General features: G+C 74.2%; 18 protein-coding genes and 1 riboswitch. Of the genes, 11 read left to right on the top strand and 7 right to left on the bottom strand.

Translation table 11 applies throughout. The features are described 5' to 3' along the window. Positions 1–38: 38 nt before the first annotated feature. The 5 genes from ACIPW5_RS33055 (at position 39) to ACIPW5_RS33035 (ending at position 6,456) form a co-directional block, all read left to right on the top strand. The gene (locus tag ACIPW5_RS33055) at positions 39–1,310 is read left to right on the top strand and encodes an ABC transporter substrate-binding protein (RefSeq protein WP_401252988.1); all 1,272 of its coding nucleotides are present in this window, start codon (positions 39–41) and stop codon (positions 1,308–1,310) included. A gap of 9 nt (positions 1,311–1,319) precedes the next feature. Continuing rightward, positions 1,320–4,241, top strand: coding sequence for an ATP-binding cassette domain-containing protein (locus tag ACIPW5_RS33050; protein ID WP_401252986.1), 2,922 nt, complete (start codon positions 1,320–1,322; stop codon positions 4,239–4,241). Beyond that, positions 4,238–5,020, top strand: a complete 783-nt coding sequence (locus ACIPW5_RS33045) for an ABC transporter ATP-binding protein (RefSeq protein WP_401252983.1) — start codon at positions 4,238–4,240, stop codon at positions 5,018–5,020. Before ACIPW5_RS33050 ends, ACIPW5_RS33045 begins: the two co-directional genes overlap by 4 nt. Before the next feature lie 160 nt (positions 5,021–5,180). Continuing rightward, the gene (locus ACIPW5_RS33040) at positions 5,181–6,023 is read left to right on the top strand and encodes an aldo/keto reductase (RefSeq protein ID WP_401252981.1); all 843 of its coding nucleotides are present in this window, start codon (positions 5,181–5,183) and stop codon (positions 6,021–6,023) included. 7 nt (positions 6,024–6,030) lie between these two features. Then, entirely contained in the window at positions 6,031–6,456 is a 426-nt protein-coding gene (locus ACIPW5_RS33035) for an RICIN domain-containing protein (RefSeq protein WP_401252980.1), read from the top strand. Between the two features lie 21 nt (positions 6,457–6,477). Here the strand turns inward: ACIPW5_RS33035 and ACIPW5_RS33030 are convergent, their stop codons facing one another. Beyond that, positions 6,478–6,783, bottom strand: a complete 306-nt coding sequence (locus ACIPW5_RS33030; protein WP_401252978.1) for a 4a-hydroxytetrahydrobiopterin dehydratase — start codon at positions 6,781–6,783, stop codon at positions 6,478–6,480. A 191-nt stretch (positions 6,784–6,974) separates the two neighbouring features. Between ACIPW5_RS33030 and ACIPW5_RS33025 the strand changes: the two genes are divergently transcribed. Then, a complete protein-coding gene (locus tag ACIPW5_RS33025; protein WP_401252975.1) occupies positions 6,975–8,768 on the top strand; it encodes an FAD-dependent oxidoreductase in 1,794 nt (597 codons plus the stop codon). A 33-nt stretch (positions 8,769–8,801) separates the two neighbouring features. Next, positions 8,802–9,605 (top strand): helix-turn-helix domain-containing protein, encoded by an 804-nt coding sequence (locus tag ACIPW5_RS33020; RefSeq protein WP_401252974.1) that lies wholly within the window; start codon positions 8,802–8,804, stop codon positions 9,603–9,605. On the opposite strand, the gene ACIPW5_RS33015 is transcribed toward ACIPW5_RS33020, so the two are convergent. Continuing rightward, entirely contained in the window at positions 9,591–10,022 is a 432-nt protein-coding gene (locus ACIPW5_RS33015; protein ID WP_401252971.1) for a hypothetical protein, read from the bottom strand. The genes ACIPW5_RS33020 and ACIPW5_RS33015 overlap by 15 nt on opposite strands. A gap of 379 nt (positions 10,023–10,401) precedes the next feature. Here ACIPW5_RS33015 and ACIPW5_RS33010 point away from each other — a divergent pair, with 379 nt between their 5' ends. Together ACIPW5_RS33010 and ACIPW5_RS33005 are read left to right on the top strand one after the other, a co-directional pair. After that, on the top strand, positions 10,402–10,968 hold the full coding sequence (locus ACIPW5_RS33010; protein WP_401252969.1) for a toxin-antitoxin system, toxin component: 567 nt from the start codon (positions 10,402–10,404) through the stop codon (positions 10,966–10,968). A gap of 83 nt (positions 10,969–11,051) precedes the next feature. Further along, positions 11,052–12,230, top strand: coding sequence for an MAB_1171c family putative transporter (locus ACIPW5_RS33005; protein WP_401252966.1), 1,179 nt, complete (start codon positions 11,052–11,054; stop codon positions 12,228–12,230). 4 nt (positions 12,231–12,234) lie between these two features. Here the strand turns inward: ACIPW5_RS33005 and ACIPW5_RS33000 are convergent, their stop codons facing one another. Further along, positions 12,235–13,497 (bottom strand): NADH:flavin oxidoreductase/NADH oxidase family protein, encoded by a 1,263-nt coding sequence (locus ACIPW5_RS33000; protein ID WP_401252964.1) that lies wholly within the window; start codon positions 13,495–13,497, stop codon positions 12,235–12,237. 62 nt (positions 13,498–13,559) lie between these two features. Next, a complete protein-coding gene (locus ACIPW5_RS32995; protein WP_285549994.1) occupies positions 13,560–14,405 on the bottom strand; it encodes a bifunctional 5,10-methylenetetrahydrofolate dehydrogenase/5,10-methenyltetrahydrofolate cyclohydrolase in 846 nt (281 codons plus the stop codon). Positions 14,406–14,465: 60 nt separating this feature from the next. Then, positions 14,466–14,568, bottom strand: a riboswitch (ZMP/ZTP riboswitch). A 57-nt stretch (positions 14,569–14,625) separates the two neighbouring features. Here ACIPW5_RS32995 and ACIPW5_RS32990 point away from each other — a divergent pair. Beyond that, positions 14,626–15,387 (top strand): methyltransferase domain-containing protein, encoded by a 762-nt coding sequence (locus ACIPW5_RS32990; protein WP_401252961.1) that lies wholly within the window; start codon positions 14,626–14,628, stop codon positions 15,385–15,387. Positions 15,388–15,613: 226 nt separating this feature from the next. Beyond that, positions 15,614–17,200: an RNA polymerase sigma factor gene (locus ACIPW5_RS32985; protein WP_401252958.1), complete on the top strand. Its 1,587-nt coding sequence runs from the start codon at positions 15,614–15,616 to the stop codon at positions 17,198–17,200. A 76-nt stretch (positions 17,201–17,276) separates the two neighbouring features. Here ACIPW5_RS32985 and ACIPW5_RS32980 read toward each other — a convergent pair whose 3' ends face one another. The 3 genes from ACIPW5_RS32980 to ACIPW5_RS32970 all read right to left on the bottom strand — a co-directional run bounded on the left by ACIPW5_RS32980 (position 17,277) and on the right by ACIPW5_RS32970 (position 21,272). Continuing rightward, the gene (locus ACIPW5_RS32980; protein WP_401252955.1) at positions 17,277–17,717 is read right to left on the bottom strand and encodes an SRPBCC family protein; all 441 of its coding nucleotides are present in this window, start codon (positions 17,715–17,717) and stop codon (positions 17,277–17,279) included. A 42-nt stretch (positions 17,718–17,759) separates the two neighbouring features. Beyond that, positions 17,760–19,163 (bottom strand): amino acid permease, encoded by a 1,404-nt coding sequence (locus ACIPW5_RS32975; protein ID WP_401252952.1) that lies wholly within the window; start codon positions 19,161–19,163, stop codon positions 17,760–17,762. 75 nt (positions 19,164–19,238) lie between these two features. Then, the gene (locus ACIPW5_RS32970) at positions 19,239–21,272 is read right to left on the bottom strand and encodes an alkaline phosphatase family protein (RefSeq protein ID WP_401253057.1); all 2,034 of its coding nucleotides are present in this window, start codon (positions 21,270–21,272) and stop codon (positions 19,239–19,241) included. Between the last annotated feature and the right edge of the window lie 151 nt (positions 21,273–21,423).

Below are 21,423 nucleotides of genomic sequence, written 5' to 3'. Positions count from 1 at the left end.
GCACAGAATGCGGGGATTCCTACCGGAGGGGATCCACCATGTCGCGACCCATCCGCGCCCTGGCCGCCGCGGCGGCCGTACTCGCGCTCGTCTCCGCCTGCAACTCCGCCTCCCCTTCCGGCCAGGCGATGCCGGGGAAGTCCGGGGACGCCCCCGGGAACCAGCGCGGGGTCACCGACAAGAGCATCAAGGTCGGCGGGATCGTCTCGATGACGAGCGCCAGCGGCTACAGCAAGAAGGACACCGACCTGGGGGCGAAGGCCCGCTACCTCAGGGCCAATGCCGAGGGGGGCGTCCACGGCCGCACGATCGACTACATCGGCGCGGAGGACGACGGCCAGGACCCCGGGAAGAACCTGGCGGCGGCCCGCAAGCTGGTCCAGCAGGACAAGGTCTTCGCCGTCGCCCCGATGAGCTCGGTGACCTTCTCCGGTGCCGACTTCCTGGAGCAGGAGAAGGTCCCCACCTTCGGCTGGGGCACCCTGCCCTCCTTCTGCGGGCCCAAGTACATCTACGGGTTCAACGGCTGCCTGGTCCCCTCCCCCGGCGGCACCCTCAACCAGACCTGGCCCGAGGGCATCGCCAAGGTCCTCGGCGGCGCCCGGGGCAAGTCGGTCGCGGTGATCGCCAACGACAGCGACGCCGGCAAGTTCGGCATCCGCACCTTCCAGCAGGGCTTCGCCGCGGCCGGGTTCACCGTCTCCTACGCCAAGGCCTCGGTGCCCGCGACGGCCGTGCCCAGCGACTGGAGCGCGTACGTCAAGGAGATCATGGAGAGCGCCGGCGGCAAGGCGCCCGACGCCGTCGTCTCGGTCATGCAGACCCCGAACAACATCGGCCTCTTCACGGCCCTCAAGCGCGCCGGCTACAAGGGCGTGATCTCCGACCCCACCGACTACGACCCGGGGCTGCTCGCCAAGGACGCCACCCGGCAGGCCCTCGAAGGGGTGCACGTCCTGCTCCAGTTCGAGCCCTTCGAGTCGGACAGCCCGAAGATGAAGCAGTTCAAGGCCGACATCAAGGCCGCCTCGGGCGGGCAGGAGGTCCCGCTGAACATGCACATGCTCACCGGGTACATGTCGGCGGACCTCTTCCTCTCCATCGCCCAGAAGGCCGGCAAGGACCTCACCACCACGCACTTCCAGAACGCCGCCCAGAGCTTCTCCGACACCGGCACCCTCGTCGGCGACCGCGCCGAGCCCAAGGGCCAGAAGGACAGCTTCGGCTGCGGGGCGCTCGTCCAGCTCAAGGGCGGCCGGTACGAGGTCTCCGTGCCGTTCGAGTGCCACGAGCCGATCCCCTTCAAGTAGGGCGGCGGCATGGGCGACCTGCTCGTCTTCGTACTGAGCGGCCTGGTCTCCGGCGCCCTGTACGCGCTGCTGGCCACCGGGCTGGTGCTGTCGTACTCGGCGTCCGGGCTGTTCAACTTCGCGCACGGGGCCACCGCCTACCTGTGCGCGCTCACCTTCTACGAACTGCACTCGGGCCTGGGCTGGCCCGCCGTCCCGGCCGCCCTGCTGGTGGTGTGCGTCCTCGCCCCCGGCCTCGGGTGGGGCCTGGACCGGCTGATGTTCCGCCGGCTCGCCCGGGTCGGGGAGACCGCGCAGATCGTGGCGACCATCGGCCTGCTGGTGGCGCTGCCGGCGGCCGGGCTGTGGGCGGTGGAGCTGCTGACGGAGGCGGGCCTGCCGCTGAAGCCCGCCGAGAACCAGTTCGGGCTGCCCGGGGTCGGGCCGAGCCCGGCACGGTCCTGGCAGCTCGGGGACGGCGTCGGCGTGGACTCCGACCAGCTGATCACCTGGGTGGTGACGGCGGTGGTGGCGGCCGCGCTGTGGGTGCTGCTGCGGCACACCCGGCTGGGGCTGCGGCTGCGGGCCGCCGTCGACAACCGCTCGCTGACCGAACTGCGCGGGATCAGCGCCGACCGGCTGTCGTCGGTGGCGTGGATGATCGCCTCCGCCCTGGCCGGGCTCGCCGGTGTGCTGGCCACCCCGCTCCTGGGGCTGTCCGCGCACGACTTCACCCTGTTCCTGTTCGTGTCGGCGACGGCCGCCGTGATCGGGCGGTTCGCCTCCGTGCCGCTGGCCTTCGCGGGCGGGCTGGGCCTCGGGGTGGTGCAGAACCTCGTCGCCGGGTACGCCTCCTTCGCCGAGGGGATCACCGGCTTCCGCACGGCGGTGCCGTTCCTGATCCTGTTCGGCGGGCTGCTGGTGCTGACCCGGCGGGCCCGCACCGCCGGGGTCACTGCCGCGGAACCGCCGCCGCCCGACCATCTGGCCGGGGCCGGGTGGGGGCGCCGGTGGGGGGTGTGGGCGGCGGGCGCGGGACTGCTGTGCGTCGCCTTCTACACCGTCACCACCCCGTTCTGGAGCGGGCTGCTGGCGCAGGGGCTGGCCGTCGGCCTGGTCTTCATGTCCTTCACCGTGGTGACCGGGCTCGGCGCGATGGTCTCCCTGGCCCAGGCCACCTTCGTCACCGGCGCCGCGCTGGTGGCGGGGCTGCTGATGAGCCGGGGCTGGCCCTTCGCGGCGGCGCTGGCGGCGGGGACCTGTGTGGCCGCCGCCCTGGGGGCGCTGGTGGCGCTGCCCGCGCTGCGGCTGGGCGGGCGCTCGCTGGCGCTGGCCACCCTGGCGCTGGCGTTCCTGGCCGACCAGGTGCTGTTCCAGATGCGGTGGCTGCGCGGCGGGGACGCGGGCTGGGCGGTGCCGCGCCCGGTGATCGGCCCGCTGGACCTGTCCGACGACCGGGCGTTCGGGGTGGCCCTGGTGGTGCTGGTCTCGCTGGTGGCGGCCGCGCTGGGCGCGCTGCGGAACTCCCCGTCGGGGCGGGCGATGCTGGCGGTGCGCTCCGCCCCGGCGGCGGCCATGGCCTGCGGGGTGTCCGTGCTGCGGACGAAGCTGCTGCTGTTCACCCTGTCGGCGGGGCTGGCCGGGTTCGGGGGCGTGCTGTACGCCTCGTACAACACCCGGATCACGGCGACGGACTTCACGGCCATGACGGGGCTGGTGTGGCTGGCGGTGGTGGTCGCCGCGGGCGTGCGGCGGGCGCCGTACGCGGTGGTGGCGGGGCTGGTGTTCGCGGTGGCCCCGCGGCTGCTGTCGGACTACGTGACGGAGTCGGCCCACCTGCCGGTGATCCTCTTCGGCCTGGCCGGCCTGGCCCTGGCCAACGACCCCGACGGCTACTGCGCGGCCGGGCCGCTGCGCTGGGCCCGGGCCGGGCGGAGCGGGAACGCGGCCGGGCCCCTCGGGCCCGGACCCGCCGGCGGGGCACCCGCCCCGCACCCTTCCCCGGCACCCGGCAGCCGGTCCGGAGGCCCGACGGCCGGTGCCGGTGCCGGCGGTCGGGGCGCAGGCGGTCGGACCGCCGGGGCGGGGCCTGCGGCCAGCGGCCCCCGAGCGGCACTCCCCCGGGCACGGGCTGCGGCCGGCGCCGGAGGGCCGGTGGCCGGGCCCGTGCCCGCGGCGGAGCCGCCGACCGGTACGGCGGGACAGGGCCGCGGGGCGGGGGACGGCCCCGCAGCGGCCGCACCCGCAGCACCGTCCCCACCGCCCGCCCTCGAACTGCGCGGGGTCGTCGCCGGGTACGACGGCGGGACCGTGCTGCACGGGGTGGACCTCGTGCTCCGGCGCGGGCAGGTGCTGGCGCTGCTCGGGCCCAACGGGGCCGGGAAGAGCACCGTCTGCCGGGTCGCGGCCGGGCTGTTGCCGGCCGCGGCCGGGACGGTCGCCGTGGCCGGGCGGGACGCCACCCGTGACGGGGCCGTGCGGCGCTCGCGCGCCGGGGTGCTGCTCGCCCCCGAGGGCCGCGGGATCTTCCCCGCGCTCACCGTCGAGGAGAACCTGGCGCTGTACCTGGAGGACCCCGGCGACCGGCACGCCGTGTACGCCCGGTTCCCCCGGCTGCGCGAGCGGCGCGGCGTCGCCGCCGGGGCCCTGTCGGGCGGGGAGCAGCAGATGCTGGCGCTCGCGCCGCTGCTCCAGCGGCCCCCGGCGGTGCTGATCGCGGACGAGCCCTCGCTCGGGCTCGCGCCGCGCGTCGTGGCGGAGGTGTACGCGCTGCTGACCGAGCTCCGCGAGGCCGGCACCGCGCTGCTGCTGGTGGAGGAGAAGGCCGCCGGGGTCCTCGGGATCGCCGACACGGTGGCCTGTCTGGCACGGGGCCGGGTCTCCTGGTGCGGCCCCCGGGCCGAGGTGGAGCAGGACCGGCTGACCGAGGCCTACCTGGGGATGGCGCCATGAGCGGTGGTACGGACGGACCGGTGCTCCGCGCGAGCGGGATCGGTGTGAGCTTCGGCGGGGTCCGGGCGCTGGACGGGGTGGACCTCCGGGTCCGGGCCGGGGAGGTGTTGGGGCTGATCGGGCCGAACGGGGCCGGGAAGACCACCCTGTTCGACGTGCTGTCGGGCATCCGGCGCCCCGACCGGGGGCGGGTGCTGCTCGACGGGGCGGACGTCACCCGGCGCTCCCCCGTGTGGCGGGCCCGGCACGGGATGCGCCGCACCTTCCAGCGGCAGCAGCTGTTCGGCCAGCTGAGCGTGGCCGACAACGTGCTGGTCGCCCAGGAGTGGCGGGGCGGCGGGGGCGGGCCAGGTGCCGACCTGCTGGGCCTGCCGGCCCGCCGGGCCCGGGAGCGGGCGCGGCGGGAGCGGGCCGGGCGGGTGCTGGCGGACTGCGGGATCGGCGCGCTCGGGTCCTCGTACGCGGGCGGGCTGCCGGCCGGGCAGGCCCGGATGGTGGAACTGGCCCGCGCGGTGGCCGATCCGCCGAGGGTGCTGCTGCTCGACGAGCCCGCGTCGGGGACCTCGGCGCCGGAACGGGCGCAGCTCGCGGGGGTGGTGCGGCGTCTGGCGGCGCAGGAGGGCTGTGCGGTGCTGCTGGTGGAGCACGACGTGGCCTTCGTGATGGAGCTCTGCACCCGGGTCGTCGTCCTGGACCTGGGCTCCGTCCTCGCCGAGGGCACGCCCGCCGAGGTGCGCGCGGACCGGCGGGTCGGGGAGGCGTACCTGGGGACACCGTAGCGGGCGGCGGGCGCGCCCCGGGACCGACGGGCCCGGGGCGCAGTCGGCGGGTGGCGGGAATAGGGTGGGTGCGAGGCCGGTTGCCGCCCCTCGTACGCCCTGCTCCGCGGTGCGGCGCAGCCGCCCGCACCGCACCACCGAACCGAGGGAACGACCACACGTGAACCAGGTGCCCGCCGTCCGGCTCAACAACGGCACGTCCATGCCCCAGCTCGGCTACGGCGTCTGGCAGGTGCCGGACGCCGATGCGAAGGAGGCCGTGGGGACGGCGCTGGAAGCCGGCTACCGCAGCGTCGACACGGCGGCCGTGTACGGCAACGAGCGGGGCACCGGCAAGGCGCTGGCCGCTTCCGGGGTCCCGCGCGAGGAGCTGTTCGTCACGACGAAGCTGTGGAACAGCTCCAGGTTCCGGTGGGGCCGGGACGAGACGCTGCGCGCCTTCGACGATTCGCTCGGCAAGCTGCGCCTGGACTACGTGGACCTGTACCTGATCCACTGGCCGCGTCCGGTGCGCGACGACTTCGTGGAGATCTGGAAGACCTTCGAGGAGATCGCGGCGAGCGGCCGGGCCCGGGCGGTGGGGGTGTCGAACTTCCGGCCGGAGGACCTGGAGCGGCTGCGCGCGGAGAGCCCGCTGGTGCCGGCGGTGAACCAGATCGAGCTGCACCCGCTGTTCCCGCAGGCCGGGCTGCGTTCCCTGCACGCGTCCCTGGGGATCGCCACCGAGGCCTGGTCCCCGCTGGGGCAGGGCAAGGAGCTGCTCGGGCTTCCGGCGGTGGTCTCGGTCGCCGCCAAGCACGGGCGCAGCGCCGCGCAGGTGGTGCTGCGCTGGCACCTGCAGCTGGGCAACGTGGTGATCCCGAAGTCGGTGACCCCGTCGCGGATCCGGGAGAACCTGGACGTCTTCGGTTTCGAGCTGGACGCCGAGGACCTGGCGGCGCTGGACGCGCTGGGCGCGGGCGGGCACCGGATCGGGCCGGATCCGGCCGTCTTCGACAACTGAGCCGCGCGTGACCTTCGCAGACGGGACCTACCGGGTCCGCAACGTGGAGAGCGGGCTCGTGCTCCAGCTGGAGGGCGCTTCCCGGGTGCGGGTGGGTCCGGACGGGCCGCCCGCTCCGGCGGCCGCCCGGCGGTGGCGGATCTCCGCCGTGCACAGCGGCGGCGGGGTCTTCCACCTGGTGAGCGAGGACAACGGGCGGCGTCTGGACGTGGCGAACGCGTCGACGGAGAGCGGTGCCCGGGTGCAGGTGTGGCGGGCGAACGCGTTCGGTGCCCAGGAGTGGCTGGTGGAGGAGCACCTGGACGCGCCGGGGGTGGTGTCGCTGGTGGCGTGCATCAGCGGGCTGCCGCTGGAGGCCGACGGCGAGGGCCGTGTCCGGCAGGGCGAGGACACCGACTCGCCCTCCCAGTGGTGGCGGCTGGAGCCCGTCTGACGCGGCGGGCGGGCGGCGGTGTCAGCTCGCGCCGTGCGCGGGGGCGAGGGCTTCGACGCGTTCGGCGAGGGCGAAGTCCTTGTCGGTGACGGCGCCGCCGGCGTCGTGGCTGTTCACCGAGAGGCGCACGGTGTTGTAGCCGAGGGTGAGGTCCGAGTGGTGGTTCAGCTCGTCCTGGACCACCGCGATGTGGGCGACGAGGGCGCTCGCGGCCCGGTGCGTGTCCACCCGGTACGTGCGCTCGATCCGGTCGTCGCCGAAGGCCCAGCCGGGGAGTTCCCTGAGCCGGTCCTCGATCTCCTTCTGCGAAAGCGGGTCGCTCGGCATCCGCTGTCTCCCTTCGCCGTGTTCTTGCCCGTCGTCCCGTGATGTGCTGTCAGTTTTCCACGGCGTGCGCCGTGGTGAACCTTTCCCGCCATAGTGCGCCCGGGTGCTTCACGGTCCTTCCGGGCCCCCGCCGCCCGCCCTATGCTCCAGCGCCGGACCGAGCATTACCACCGGTAACAAGGAGGCGGGGCATGTCCGGCACGGGTGGTACGGGAAGTTCCAGGCGCACGTTCCTCACGGGCGCGGCCGCCGCCGCGGGCACCCTCCCGACCCTGGGCGCCCTCGCGGCCCCGGCCGCCGCGGCCGCCGGCCCGCCGCGGGGCGGCGGCCGCACCGTCGCCGTCCTGGGCGGCGGCGTGGCCGGGCTGACGGCCGCGCACGAGCTCGCGGAGCGCGGCTACGCCGTCACCGTGTACGAGCGCCGGGCGCTGGGCGGCAAGGCCCGCAGCATGGACGTGCCCGGCAGCGCGCGGGGCGGCCGCAGACCACTGCCCGCCGAGCACGGGTTCCGCTTCATCCCGGGGATCTACCACAACCTCCCCGACACCATGCGGCGCATCCCCTTCCCCGGCAACGCGAACGGCGTGTGGGACAACCTGGTGGCCCCGCGCGAGATGATGTTCGCCCGGGCGGGCGGCCGCGAGGACCTGCGCGCGCCGATCCCCTGGCCCGGCCACTCCCCCGCCGGGCTGTCCCCGGAGGAGCTGCGCCGGGCCCTGACCGGGATGCTGGAGTCACTGGTCCGGCTGCCGGCGCACGAGACCGCGTACTTCGTGAACCGGGTGCTGGTCTTCCTCACCAGCTGCGACGAGCGCCGCGACGAGGTGTGGGAGCACACCCCCTGGTGGGAGTTCACCCGCGCCGCCCGGATGTCCACCGAGTACCAGCGCATCCTGGCCGTGGGCATCACCCGCAACATCGTGGCCACCAAGGCCGAGGAGGCCTCGACCCGTACGGTCGGCACCCTCGGCGAGGCCTTCGTCTGCAACGCGCTCGGCCGGGGCGCGGACGGCCCGCCGGACCGGATCCTGAACCTGCCGACCAACGAGGCGTGGATCGACCCCTGGGAGCGCCACCTGCGTTCCCTCGGCGTGGAGTTCAGGATCGGCTGGACCGTCCGGGAGGTGCGGTACGGGGACGGCCGGGTGAGCGGGGTCGCGGTCCTGGACCCGGACGGCGCCGGGCGGACCGTCACCGCCGACCACTACGTCAGCGCCCTGCCCGTGGAGCACGCCCGCCGCGCCTGGAGCCCGGCGCTGCGGGCCGCGGACCCGATGCTGGGGCGCTGCGACCGGCTGCGGACCGACTGGATGACGGGCATCCAGTTCTATCTGACCGAGCGCGCCCCGCTGGTGCACGGGCACCTCAACTGCATCGACTCGCCGTGGTCGCTGACGGCGATCCAGCAGGCCGAGCACTGGCCGGCCCGCGACTTCCCGGCCGACTACGGCGACGGCACGGTCGTGGACTGCCTGTCGGTGGACGTCTCCGAGTGGGACAGGCCCGGGATCCTGTACGGGAAGACGGCCAAGCAGTGCACCCGCGAGGAGGTGGCGCGGGAGGTGTGGGCGCAGCTGAAGGCCTCCCTCAACGACACCGGGAGGACCCTGCTGGCGGACCGCACCCTGCACTCGTGGTTCCTGGACCCGGGGGTGGACGGCCTGGGCACCCCGGAGCCGGTCAACCAGGACGAGTTGCTGATCCACCCGACCGGCACCTTCCACGACCGGCCGAGCGCGGGCACCCGGGTCCCCAACTTCTTCCTGAGCGGGGACTACGTGGCCGTCGACATCGACCTCGCGACGATGGAGGGCGCGAACGCCTCGGCCCGCGCCGCCGTCAACGCCCTGCTGGACCGGGACGGTTCGGCGGCGGCCCGGTGCGCGGTGATCCCCCGCCACCGGCCCCCGGAGCTGGAGTCCGCGAAGCGGCACGACCTGTGGCGCCACCGGCTCGGCCTGCGGAACGTCTTCGACCTGGGCTGATCGGCCGGGGTCCGCTCGACTACCGTCGTGGCCATGACCACCACGACCTCTGCGGCGCCCACGGTCGGCGCCCTGCTCCGGACCTGGCGGGAGCGGCGCGGGATCAGCCAGCTGGAACTGGCGGGCCGCGCCGACTCCTCGTCCCGCCACATCAGCTTCATCGAGACCGGCCGGTCCCGGCCGAGCGAGGAGATGGTGCTGCGGCTCGCCGACCGGCTCGACGTGCCGGTGCGCGAGCGCAACGCGCTGCTGCTCGCGGCGGGTTACGCGCCGCACTACCCGCACACCGCGCTGGACGATCCGGCCATGGGGACCCTGCGCGAGGGCATCCAGCGGCTGCTGGAGGGCTACGAGCCCTATCCGGCACTGGTCGTGGACGCCGTGTACGACGTGGTGGCCGCCAACCGGGGCATCGGGATGCTGCTGGACGGGCTGCCGGAGCACCTGCTGACGCCGCCGCTGAACGCGATGCGGATCACCCTGCACCCGGAGGGCCTCGCCCCGCGGATCCACAACCTCCGGGAGTGGCGCGGCCATCTGCTGGCCCAGATGGAGCGGCAGATCGCGCTGGCCCGCTCGGCGCCGCTGCGCGCGCTGTACGAGGAGGTGTCGGCCTACCCGGTGCCGGAGCGGCCGGGCGACGGGGAACCGGACGAGCCGGTCCCGTACATCGCGCTGCCGATGGTGATCGAGCACGACGGGCACCTGCTGTCCTTCGTGTCGTCGATCGCGACGTTCAACACGCCGATGGACGTGACCGTCGCCGAGCTGGCCATCGAGACCTTCCTCCCGGCCGACCCGGCGACGGTGAAGTACCTGCGTTCACTGGGCCCCTGAGCCCGTCCCGGCCGATCGCAGCGCCAGCTGCTGGAGCAGCGCGAAGGAGGCCACGGTGAGGGCCTGCGCCGGGATCCACACGGCGCCGGCGGCGGTCGGCTGGAACCAGACGGCGAGGGAGACCAGGCTGAGGGCGGCCCACGCGTAGTTGGCCTCGATGACGAACTTCACCGGGAAGACCGGCGGCCGCCGCCGCGAGGCCAGCCAGCCGACCCCGGCTCCGAACGCGGTGAGGAAGAGCCCGAGTTCGAAGAGGGTGGTCTGGCCGACACCGAGGAGCCGGCCGAGCGGGGCGGAGAAGGCCGCGTAGGCGAGGCCGTTGCCGGTGGTGACCACGGCGTCCAGGGCGAGGAACCGGCGCAGCATGGTCTGCGGGACGGTGGTGCGGGCAATGCTGCCGAGCAGGGTCGCGGACATGGCGGTTCAGCCTCCATCGGGGTCGTACGTGCTGGTGGGACCGGGTCCCGGAGCCGAGTGCGCGGCCCCGGAACCCGATGCCCCCACTCTGCCGCCGCCCGTGCCGGGGGTCGATTACCTCCGGGGTCATGGCAGCCCCCGGAGCGGGTGCGGGGCGGGCAGTGTGGGGGATGCGGTGGTTGGGGGCGGGGGCGGCGGCTAGGCTTCACCGCACCGAGTCACCGGCCCGAACGCCCTGTCGACACGCGGAGAAGCGTCCGGTGCGGGCTGCCGCCCGACCGGTCCCGACGCGGCCCGGGTCTCCGCACCGCGGTGCCGGCGGGATGCTCCGGCGGGCCCGGGCCGCGGGACCGGACCTTACCGCCGAGGGGGAAGCGCCATGAGGACCACACGGACCATGCGGAAGCTCGGCGCCGAGCTGGTGGCGGAGGCGCGGCTCACGGCTCCGGCCGGGGCCGGGGCGATCATCGGGGGCCTCTGTGCGGCCTTCGGGCGCCGGCGCGGTGGTCGGCCGGTGGAGTTCCGTTTCGCTCCGTTCCCCCCGGACACCGCCAGCGGGCTCTGGCTGGACCTGGAGGAACGCGACCTGGTCGTCGTCGAGGCCCGTACCCGGCCCGAGCACCAACTGGTGATCGCCTGCCACGAGCTGTGGCACATCGAGGAGGGCGCCTGCGACGGCCACGGCCCCGGCATGGCGGTGGCCGCCCGCCTCACGGGCGGACCGCACGGCACCCTCGCGGACCTGCTGCGACCGGACTCCGCGCTGGACGCCGTCGTCCGTCAGGCGGCGGCCCGCGCCGACCGGGAGGATCCGGCGGAGATCCGGGCCGAGACCTTCGGCCTGCACCTCGGCATGCTCCTGAAGGCGTACCTGCCCCCGCCCCGGCAGGAGCCCTTCCCGGACGGCACCGAGCGCATCAAGTCCTCGCTCGGCTGGAACCCCTGACCTGCCCGGACGAAAGGCGAACACCGCACGATGCCCCCCACTTCCGCACCGCGCCGCCGCACTACCGCCCCGGGGCGTGCCCGGTGAAGGACGGCCTGCCCCTCTACCTGGCGGGGTCGGTGCTGGTGCTGGCCCTGCTGATCAAGGCCCCGGCCCTGCGCCGGGGCTGGGACCAGCCGCTGATGCGGGCCGTGTGCGCGCTGCTGGTGGTCGGCTGCCTGCTCACCTTCCTGGCACCGCCGCCGTCCCTCGCGGCCGTCAACCGGCTCACCGGGGTGGCCAACTTCGCCGCCCCGCTGGTGTACGGGGTGCTGACGGCCTTCTCGGGGGCCTCCATCGTGCTGATCCTGCACTGGGCGGGGGGTCCGGCGGCCCGGCTGCGCCGGGCGACCTGGGTGACGGTGGGGGTGTTCGGCGCGGTCACCGTGCTGATCGTGGCCTTCTTCGTGCTCGGGGACGCGCGCGTGGAGCGGCTGCGGGACCTGGACACGTACTACGCGAACACGCCGTGGCTGCGCGAGATGATCGTCTCCTACCTGCTGGCGCACACCGTCGGCAGCGCCGCGCTGAGCCTGCTCTCGCTGAAGTGGATGCTGCGCGTCGACCCCGCGCTGCGGCCGCTGCGGACCGGGCTGGCGCTGCTGACCCTCGGCGGGGTGCTGGACCTCGGGTACCTCGTCGCGAAGTGGGTGGCCGTCGGGGCCCGCTGGGCGGGCCGGGACTGGGACGGCCTGTCCACGTACGTGGCCCCGCCGCTCGCCTCGGCGGCGGCGTTGCTGGTGGGCGCCGGGTTCATCGTCCCGATGGTCGGCGGCTCGGCGGCCTGGCGGGACTTCAGCCAGTACCGGAGGCTGCGCCCGCTGTGGAAGGCCCTGCGCGGGTTCGCCCACCTCGGCGTGGCGACGGTGCCGCTGACGTGGTGGTCGCCGGTCGGGATCCGGCTGATCCACCGCGAGTCGGCCATCGACGACGGGCTGCTGGCCCTCGCGAGCTGGTTCGACCCCGCCGTACGGACGGCCGCCTACGGGGCCGCCCTCCGCCAGGGCATGACCGAGGCCGGCGCCTCGGTGGTGGCGGACGCGGCGATGCTGGCCGCCGCCTGCCGGGCCCGGGCCGCCGCCGACCGGTCCGGCACCCCGTGCGCCGGCTCCGCCGAACCCGCCCCGTACCGCCTGGACGGCCAGCCCCTGGCCGCCCTCGCCCGGGAGTTCCGCGGCTCCCCGATCGTGGACGCGGCCCGCCGGGGGCTGCCGGTCGGCTAGGCCGTCACTGGAGGGCCGGTCCAGGGGTGCCCTGGGCCGGGTCGTGGGCGAGCCAGGCGCCGTAGGCGCGGACCTTGCGCCGGTGACGGAGGGAGTCCGCGGTGAAGACCCAGCGCGGTGAGACGCGGGCGCGGGGTTCCAGGCCGTGGGCCAGGCGGTCCAGCTGAAACCGTACGAGGGCCAGGGTGCCCGCGGCCGCCAGGCTGCGGTCCCGCCAGGCGAGCCGGGGCACGGCCACCCCTGCGTCCTCGCCGGCCCGCCAGCGTGCGGGCAGGTCGGGGCGCAGGGCCAGCGCGGAGGCCATGCCGATGACGGCGACCCCGCGGGCCAGGGCCTTCTCGGCGGTGGCGCGGCGGGTGATGCCACCGGTCAGCATCAGCGGCACGGCCGCCGTCTCCAGCAGGTGCTCCGCGAGGGAGAGGAAGTAGCCCTCCCGCTCCAGGGTCCGCTGGTCGGTGGTGTGGCCCATGCTGGCGGGGCTCTCGACGGTGCCGCCGGACAGCTCGACGAGGTCCACACCGAGGCCGTCGAGGGCCGTGATGACCTGGGCGGCTTCGTCGCTGTCGAAGCCCCCGCGCTGGAAGTCGGCGGCGTTCAGCTTCACCCCGACGGCGAAGCCGGGCGAAACGGCGGCCCGGACGGCCGCGACGGTCCGCGCGAGCATGCGCACGCGGTTGTCCAGGCTGCCGCCCCAGCGGTCGGTGCGCCGGTTGACGAGCGGGGACAGGAACTGGCTGAGCAGGTAGCCGTGCGCGGCGTGGACCTGGACCCCGTGGAAGCCGGCTTCCTCGGCGCGCCGGGCGGTGAGGGCGAACCGGGCGATCGTCGCCTCGATGTCGGCCTCGGTCATGGCGGTGGGGTGGGCGAAGCGCTTGGTGTGCCGGCCGAGGCTGATGGGGACCGCGGAGGGGGCCCAGGCGGTGCCGGGCATGTCGGAGCCGACCTGGCGGCCGGGGTGGTTGATCTGCATCCAGACCCGGGCGTCGCCCGAGGCCGCGGCGGCGGCCCAGCGGCGGAAGGGCTCCAGCGGGGAGTGCTCGTCGAGGACGACGGTGCCCGGGGAGGTCAGGGCGCGGCGGTCGACCATCACGTTGCCGGTGATGACCAGTCCTGCGCCGCCGCGCGCCCAGCGGGCGTACAGGCGTTCCATGCGCTGGTCGGGGAGCTGGCCGGGCTGGGCGGCGAGGCTCTCCTCCATGGCGGCCTTGGCGAGACGGTTGGGGAGGGTGGTGCCCCCGGGCAGGTCGAGTGGTGCGAACAGGTCCATCCGAGTCCCCCCGAGGCTTGTGGCGCGGCCGTCACGGGGAGCCGCGCCACAAGATGATCGCCTCAGAGCTCCGCGAGGTCCAGCCCCGCCTGGGCCGCGGCGGCCTGGACGGTCTGCTCCAGCAGGACCGCGATGGTCATGGGACCGACGCCGCCGGGCACCGGGGTGATGAGGGAGGCGCGGGCGGCGGCGGACTCGAAGTGGACGTCGCCGACGTTGCCCTCGTTGTAGCCGGCGTCGAGGACGACGGCGCCGGGCTTGATGTCCTCGCCGCGGATGAACTCGGCCTTGCCGACCGCGGCGACCAGGACGTCCGCCTGGCGCACGATCGAGGGCAGGTCCCGGGTGCGGGAGTGGCAGTAGGTGACGGTGGCGTTCTTCTCCAGCAGCAGCATCCCGGCGGGCTTGCCGAGGATCGCGCTGCGGCCTACGACGACGGCGTGCTTGCCGGTGAGGTCCACGTCGTACTCCTCCAGCAGGCGCATGATGCCGCCGGGGGTGCAGGAGACGAAGCCGGGCAGGCCGAAGCCCATGGCGGCGAAGGAGTGCATGGTCACGCCGTCGACGTCCTTGCCGGGGGCGATGGCCTCGAAGGCGGCGCGCTCGTCGATGTGGTGCGGGACGGGGTGCTGGAGCAGGATGCCGCTGATCTCCGGGTCCTCGGAGAGCGCGGTGATCGCGGCGACGAGCTCCTCGGTGGTGGTCTCGGCCGGCAGCTCCACGTGGCGGGAGGTGATCCCGGCCTTGGCGCAGCGGTTCTGCTTCATCTTGACGTAGGTCACCGAGGCGGGGTCCTCGCCGACGAGGACGGTGGCCAGGCAGGGCGCGGTGCCGGTGCGCTCGGTGATCTTCGCCGCGAGGGCGGCGGTGCGCTCCGAGACGCGGCGGGCGAGGGCGGTGCCGTCCATGAGCTGGGCGGTGGCGGTGGGGGCAGTCGTCACGGGATCTCCTGAACGTCGCTGCGGATCGCGGTTCGCCCAGGCGCGCGGCAGACGGCGTACGGACCGTGCCGGTGTACGCGGGGCCGCTCCCCGGTGGTGATCCACCCGAACGCCAGTCACGGCCCGGTGCCCACTGTAGTCGACTTATCCGGTGGATGACCGGGGCCCGACCTGGGACGATCGAGACATGACGCGCACTTTCGACCATCTCGTCGCCGAGGCCGAGTCGGTGTCCGTGGACGGCTGGGACTTCTCCTGGCTCGACGGCCGGGCCACCGAGCAGCGGCCCTCCTGGGGCTACCAGCGGCTGCTGGGGGAGCGCCTGGCGACGGTCCGCTCGGCCCTGGACATCCAGACCGGCGGGGGCGAGGTGCTCGCCGGAGCGGGCCCGCTGCCCCCGCTGACGGCCGCCACGGAGTCCTGGCCGCCGAACATCGACAAGGCGACCCGGCTGCTGCACCCGCTGGGCGCGGTGGTGGTGGCGGACGCGGACGAGCCTCCGCTGCCCTTCGGGGACGGGGCCTTCGAGCTGGTCGCCAGCCGGCATCCGGTGACGATCTGGTGGGACGAGATCGCCCGGGTGCTGGCACCGGGCGGGACCTACCTGTCGCAGCAGGTGGGTCCGGCGAGCGTCTTCGAGCTCGTCGAGTACTTCCTCGGCCCGCAGCCGGAGGAGGTCCGGCGCGCCCGGCACCCCGACGACGCGGTCGCCGACGCCGCCCGGGCCGGTCTGGAGATCACGGACCTGCGTTCGGAGCGGCTGCGGACGGAGTTCCACGACATCGGTGCGGTGATCTACTTCCTGAGGAAGGTGATCTGGATGGTTCCCGGCTTCACCGTCGGGCAGTACCGGGACCGGCTGCGCGAGCTCCACGAACGGATCGGGAGGGAGGGTCCGTTCGTCGCGCACACCGCCCGTTTCCTCATCGAGGCCCGCAAGAAGGAGTGACCGGAGGAGTGATCACGAGTGCCGACGGATCCACGCCGGATCGGTTGCGCGGCCACAGCGTGGCGCAGGTCACTCAATTCAGCGCGTAACGAATCGACTCGGGCAGGCGATGAACCGACAGGTGTCCTCGCGCGGCCCCGGAATACAGACCCGCCTGGGTCTGTTTCCCGAGTCCGCGCGATGATGTCCCGCCCACTCCTTATCTGTTCGCAACGAGAGGCTCCTTGTGTCGCTCAGCCCGTCCCGTACGTTCCCTCCGGAGATCGCCGAATCCGAGGCCCTGGTCGCGCTCGTCGAGCGCGGCCGCGAGCAGGGTCACATCAACGGTGACGATGTCCGCCAGGCCTTCGAGGCCGGCCGCATCCCGGTGGACCAGTGGAAGCGGGTCCTGCGCAGCCTGAACCAGGTCCTGGACGAGGAGGGTGTCGCCCTCCACGTCAGCGCCGCCCCCGCCACGAAGGCTGCTGCCAAGAAGCCCCGCAAGGCAGCTGCCGCCCCGGCCCGCACCGTGACGAAGAAGGCGGTCGCCCCGCCGCGCCCCATCGGCGCGCGCAAGGCCTCCGCCACCGCTCCCGCCCCGGCCGCCGCCGCGGCGATATCCGCTCCGTCGGCCGCCGCGTCGGAGGAGGTGTCGGCCGAGGCCGCCGCCGAGCCGAAGAAGCGCGTGGTCAAGAAGGCCGCCGCCAAGAAGGCCACGGCCACCAAGAAGACGGCCGCCTCGAAGAAGGCCGGTGCCAAGGACGCCGACGACGCCGAGAACCCGGCCGTCGAGGGTGAGGACTGGGCCGTCGAGGACCTCGCCGACGAGACCGAGGAGGAGGCGCCCAAGGCCGCCGGCCAGGGCTTCGTGCTGTCCGACGAGGACGAGGACGACGCCCCGGCGCAGACGGTCATGGTGGCCGGTGCCACCGCCGACCCGGTCAAGGACTACCTGAAGCTGATCGGCAAGGTGCCGCTCCTCAACGCCGAGCAGGAGGTCGAGCTCGCCAAGCGCATCGAGGCGGGCCTGTTCTCCGAGTACAAGCTCGAAGAGGAGGAGGACCACAAGCCCGCGTTCAAGCGCGAGCTGGAGATCCTCGTCGAGGACGGCCGCCGGGCCAAGAACCACCTGCTGGAGGCCAACCTCCGTCTCGTGGTCTCGCTGGCCAAGCGCTACACGGGCCGCGGCATGCTCTTCCTGGACCTGATCCAGGAGGGCAACGTCGGCCTGATCCGCGCGGTGGAGAAGTTCGACTACACCAAGGGCTTCAAGTTCTCCACGTACGCGACCTGGTGGATCCGGCAGGCGATCACGCGTGCCATGGCCGACCAGTCGCGCACCATCCGCATCCCCGTCCACATGGTCGAGATCATCAACAAGCTCGCCCGTGTGCAGCGCCAGATGCTCCAGGACCTGGGCCGCGAGCCCACCCCGGAGGAGCTGGGCAAGGAACTCGACATGACCCCCGAGAAGGTCATCGAGGTCCAGAAGTACGGCCGTGAGCCGATCTCCCTGCACACCCCGCTGGGTGAGGAGGGCGACAGCGAGTTCGGTGACCTCATCGAGGACTCCGAGGCGGTCGTGCCGGCGGACGCCGTGTCCTTCACGTTCCTCCAGGAGCAGCTCCAGTCGATCCTGGGCACGCTCTCGGAGCGCGAGGCGGGCGTGGTCTCCATGCGCTACGGCCTCAACGACGGCCAGCCGAAGACGCTGGACGAGATCGGCCGCGTGTACGGGGTCACCCGTGAGCGCATCCGCCAGATCGAGTCCAAGACCATGTCGAAGCTGCGCCACCCGTCGCGTTCGCAGGTCCTGCGCGACTACCTGGACTGATCCGGTCCCGGTATCGGACACACCGGAGGCCCGCGCCGTCACGGCGCGGGCCTCCGCGTTTTCCGCCCCCGGGCGGTCAGTGCTCCAGGAGGTGCTTGAGCTTCTCCTCGCTGCGGGGCATCTCCCTGCGGAGCCTGGGCTTCACCACCAGGGGGACCAGGCCCCGCCCCAGGCCGTGGCCCTCGAAGTCGACGGACAGGGTCACGCGTGAGCGCGTCCCGTCGTCGAGGGGCTCGATCCTGCCGCGGACGTCCGGCCGGACCGGCCCCTCGACGCCGTGGACGTGCCAGCTCCGCGGCGGGTCGAGTTCGGTGAACTCGATCAGGGCCGGGATCCTCCGCTTGCCGAACCGCCGGGTGATGGCCACCCTGGAACCGACGTGCACGGGCAGGTCGCCCATGGGGACGGCCGTCACGGCGCTGTCCTGCCACTCGGGCAGGTGCGTGGGGTCCGTCACGTAGGCGAAGACGTCCTCGGGCCTGCGGTCGATGTCGATGGTGTTGCTGATCGCGGACATGGCGACCCCTCGGAGCCCCCCTGGCCGGTCCCCGCTTCCAAATTACTCCGCGGCGGCAGGGGCCGCGCGGCGCTTGCGGGCGGCCATCAGCGCGTAGACGAGGACGCCCGCGAAGAGGAACAGCACGCCCTGGTAGACGGCCGCGTAGCCGGATCCGGCGACCAGCCACATCGAGAAGGCGAAGGCCGTCCCGGCGAGGACGAGGTCGCGGACGAGCCGCCCGCGCCGGACCTTCTCCGACTGGCCCGAGGCCAGGAAGTAGAGCTGGGCGGCGGTGGAGAGCAGGTAGGGGACGGTCGCGGTGAAGGTCGTGATCAGGACGAGCGACTCGAAGACCGCCGCCGAGCCGGCCGTGTAGTTGTAGACGGTGAGGGCCGAGGCCAGGACGACGGTGACCACGACGCCGAAGACCGGGACCCCGCGCTGCTTCTTCTCGAAGGCCTTCGGGAAGAGCCCGTCCTTGGCGGCCGCGTACGGGGTCTGCGCGCTGAGCAGGGTCCAGCCGTTGAGGGCGCCGAGCATCGAGACCACGGCCGCGCCGGCCACGAGGGTGCCGCCCCAGGTGCCGCCGAAGATGGCGTTCACGGCGTCCGAGAAGGGGGCCTGCGAGGAGACCAGCTTCTCGTGGGCGACCAGCCCGAAGACCGACAGGGTGCCGAGCAGGTACACGGTGGCGGCGCCGACGGTGCCGAGGACGGTGGCCCGGCCGACGTTGCGCGCCGGGTCGCGGACCTCGCCCGCGCTGACGGCGGCGGACTCGACGCCGATGTAGCTGAAGAGCAGGATCGCGGCGGAGGCGGAGACCGCCCCGACGGGGCTCTGGTCGGTGGCCTGGAAGGGGCCGAGGTTCGCCGGGTCGAAGAAGAACAGTCCGCCGACGGCCACGAGCAGCAGCGGGACCAGCTTCAGGACGGTCGCCACCACCTGGACGGCGCCGACGTACCGGGTGCCGGCCAGGTTGGACAGGGCGGGCAGCCACTGCACGGCCAGGGCGGCCAGGCACATGGTCCACCGGTGCTCGCCGACAGCGGGGAACAGCACCGCGAGGTAGCCGACGGAGGCCACGGCGAGCGCGGCGTTCGAGACCCAGGCGGTCATCCAGTAGCTGTACGCGGCGAGGAAGCCGGCGAAGTCGCCGAAGGCGGCGCGGACGTACACGTACGGGCCGCCGGTCTGCGGGTGGCGCTGTGCGAGGCGGCCGAAGACGAGGGCGAGGGCGATCGCGCCGAGGGTCAGGACGGCGAAGGAGAGCAGGCTGATGGTGCCGAAGGGCGCGACCGAGGCGGGCAGCAGGAAGATTCCGCCGCCGATGACGTTGCCCATCACCAGGCAGACGGCGACCGGGAGCCCGAAGCGGCGGGCGTGCCGGTCCCCCTGGCGGGGTGCCTGCGAGGATTCCTGCGCGGGTGCCGTTGCTTCGGCGGGCGGGGCTGCGGTGCTGGTCATCGGTGGTGCGCCTCTGGGTGTCTCACATGTTGGGCAGGTCAACACATGGTTGACCACGGTGAACCGGGCGCCAAATCACCGGGGTTCGTCCGGCCCGGGAACCTCCCCGGAAGGAAGGATTCCATCCGAGGGGGCTCCCGGCCGGGAATCCTCCCGCGAGACCTGCGGGGACCCCGGGGCCAGCGGGACCTGGGGGCCGTCCGCCTCGCGCAGCCAGCGGCGCAGCACCGCGTGCACCGCTTCGGCGCCCACCAGCCCGGGGTCCGGCTCGGACAGCACGGTCGGCCACATCAGGAAGGGGCGGGACTGTTCCCCGCCCAGCCCGCCGTGCGAGCCGATCTGCTCCTCGAAGGCGTGCACGGCGCCGGTCCCCGGGTCGTGGGCCGAGTTGACCATGATGTCGGCCGCGTGCGGGAAGGAGTCCGTGCGGCGCACGGCCCGGGCCGCGCCCGGGCCGAAGGGCGCCAGCAGCGCCTCCGCCTCCCCCGGCACGTCCAGCCGCGCCACCGCCCCGTCCGGGCCCAGCACCTCCCCGTCCACCAGCAGGAAGCCCACACCCGGGTGGTTGGCCAGGGTCGGCAGCAGGGCGGGGTGCGCCCGCTCGATCCGCTCCCGCGACGCGCGCCCCGGCAGGTCGGGGAAGGAGATCAGCCCGAGGTTGCCCGAGGCCAGCACCACCGGATCGGGCCCCGGTCCCGGCCCGGCCTCCTCCGCCTCCTCCTCCACCGGCCGGTGGAGGGCCGCCAGCACCGCCGCGCGGGCCTCCGCCCCGCTGCGGGTGCGGCCCGCCCGGCGGGAGACGGGCAGCCCGCAGCCCGCCCGGACCAGGTCCTTCAGGCTGAGCCCGTACCGGCCGAGGAAGGTCTCCCCGGGGCTCTGGCCGTGGTCCGACAGCAGCACCACGCGGTACTCCCGGGGGGCGTGCTCGGCGACCCGGGCGAGCAGCGCGAGGCTCCGGTCGAGCCGGGCCAGCACCCGGTCGGTGTCCCGGCCCTGCGGGCCCGAGTGGTGCGCGACCTCGTCGTAGGCGACCAGGTCCGCGTAGACGGCGGCGCGGCCCGCGAGCATGTCCCCGATCACCGCGGCGACCACCACGTCCCGCTCGACCACCGTCGCGAAGGCCCGGATCAGCGGGTAGAGACCGCCGCGGGCCACCCGGGGACGGTCCCCGCGCAGCCGGGAGCGCAGCGACTGGCCGATCTCGCGGACCACCTCGGCGACGAAGGACAGCGCGGTGCGCACGGCGTTGGCCGGATCGGAGAAGTACACGAAGTAGCCCGCGCGGGAGCGGTTGGCGCGGCCCCGCCGGGCCGCGACGGACAGCACCAGCGCCAGCTGGTCGGCGCCCCCGCTGAACAGGTTGCCGCGGCTGGCGCCGTCCAGGGTGAGCAGTCCGCCGTCCCGGGTCCGCAGGACGGCCCGGCGCTGGAGTTCGGCGGCGCTGGTGGGCCGGTTGCAGACCATCACCTCGCCGGTGTCCTTCTCGTACCAGCGGAAGGCCGGGACGTCGAAGTTGGAGCCGTGCAGGATGCCGAGCTGGCTGGCGCCGGTCTGGCTGGACCAGTCCGTGTGCCAGGGCACCACGCGGTGGCTGTGCTCCAGCCAGCCGGCCGCCGTGGGCATCAGGCCCTCGGCCACCGCCCGGCGCAGCGCCTCGTACCCGACCCCGTCGAGCTGGAGGAAGACCAGTCCGGGGCTGCCGCCCGGGGGCGCCCCGGACCGGCGGCGGCGCCGGTCGGCGAGCCGGTGGAGCCGGCGCCGGTACGCCTCGTCGTCGCGCACCGCGAGCGCGGTGGAGGTGGCCGAGGCCACGGCGGACATCGCGGCGGCCACGACCACCGCCGTCTCGGGGGCGACGGCCGCGCCCCGCCCGGCGGGGATCAGGCTGAGGGCCATCAGCAGCAGCGAGCCGTTGAGGAAGAACACGAGCAGCCCGAGCACGAGCGCGGGGACCAGCAGCAGGGCCCGTACCAGGACCGGCCACACCAGGGCGCTCAGCAGGCCGAAGGCCCCGGCGCCCCAGGCGGCCGTCAGCCCGATCCGGGTGATGCTGTCACCGTCGGCGGACTGGAGGCGGAAGTCCGGCAGGATCCCGGCGAGCACGAGCATGGTCAGGGTGGACGCCGCCCAGACGAGCACCACGCGCACCAGTGCCCCGCCGGCGGCCCGCCAGCGCAACCGCTCCCGCCACACGCCGCACCCGCCTCGCTCCCCGGCCCGCGCCCGGCCCGCGGTCCCCTCCGCCAGCGTCGCACAGGGC

The organism is Streptomyces sp. NPDC090077, from assembly GCF_044747545.1.
Lineage (GTDB): Bacteria > Actinomycetota > Actinomycetes > Streptomycetales > Streptomycetaceae > Streptomyces.
Note: the sequence above shows the minus strand (reverse complement) of the source record. Positions and strands in the feature narration are given on the sequence as shown.

Coding starts and splice junctions, on each gene's coding strand:
- ACIPW5_RS32990 (WP_401252961.1), top strand. CDS start 14,626: ATGACGCGCACTTTCGACCATCTCGTCGCCGAGGCCGAGTCGGTGTCC.
- ACIPW5_RS33000 (WP_401252964.1), bottom strand. CDS start 13,497: ATGGACCTGTTCGCACCACTCGACCTGCCCGGGGGCACCACCCTCCCC.
- ACIPW5_RS32995 (WP_285549994.1), bottom strand. CDS start 14,405: ATGGACGGCACCGCCCTCGCCCGCCGCGTCTCGGAGCGCACCGCCGCC.
- ACIPW5_RS33050 (WP_401252986.1), top strand. CDS start 1,320: ATGGGCGACCTGCTCGTCTTCGTACTGAGCGGCCTGGTCTCCGGCGCC.
- ACIPW5_RS33020 (WP_401252974.1), top strand. CDS start 8,802: ATGACCACCACGACCTCTGCGGCGCCCACGGTCGGCGCCCTGCTCCGG.
- ACIPW5_RS33025 (WP_401252975.1), top strand. CDS start 6,975: ATGTCCGGCACGGGTGGTACGGGAAGTTCCAGGCGCACGTTCCTCACG.
- ACIPW5_RS32980 (WP_401252955.1), bottom strand. CDS start 17,717: ATGTCCGCGATCAGCAACACCATCGACATCGACCGCAGGCCCGAGGAC.
- ACIPW5_RS33015 (WP_401252971.1), bottom strand. CDS start 10,022: ATGTCCGCGACCCTGCTCGGCAGCATTGCCCGCACCACCGTCCCGCAG.
- ACIPW5_RS33030 (WP_401252978.1), bottom strand. CDS start 6,783: ATGCCGAGCGACCCGCTTTCGCAGAAGGAGATCGAGGACCGGCTCAGG.
- ACIPW5_RS32975 (WP_401252952.1), bottom strand. CDS start 19,163: ATGACCAGCACCGCAGCCCCGCCCGCCGAAGCAACGGCACCCGCGCAG.
- ACIPW5_RS33045 (WP_401252983.1), top strand. CDS start 4,238: ATGAGCGGTGGTACGGACGGACCGGTGCTCCGCGCGAGCGGGATCGGT.
- ACIPW5_RS33010 (WP_401252969.1), top strand. CDS start 10,402: ATGAGGACCACACGGACCATGCGGAAGCTCGGCGCCGAGCTGGTGGCG.
- ACIPW5_RS32970 (WP_401253057.1), bottom strand. CDS start 21,272: ATGCTCGTGCTCGCCGGGATCCTGCCGGACTTCCGCCTCCAGTCCGCC.
- ACIPW5_RS33055 (WP_401252988.1), top strand. CDS start 39: ATGTCGCGACCCATCCGCGCCCTGGCCGCCGCGGCGGCCGTACTCGCG.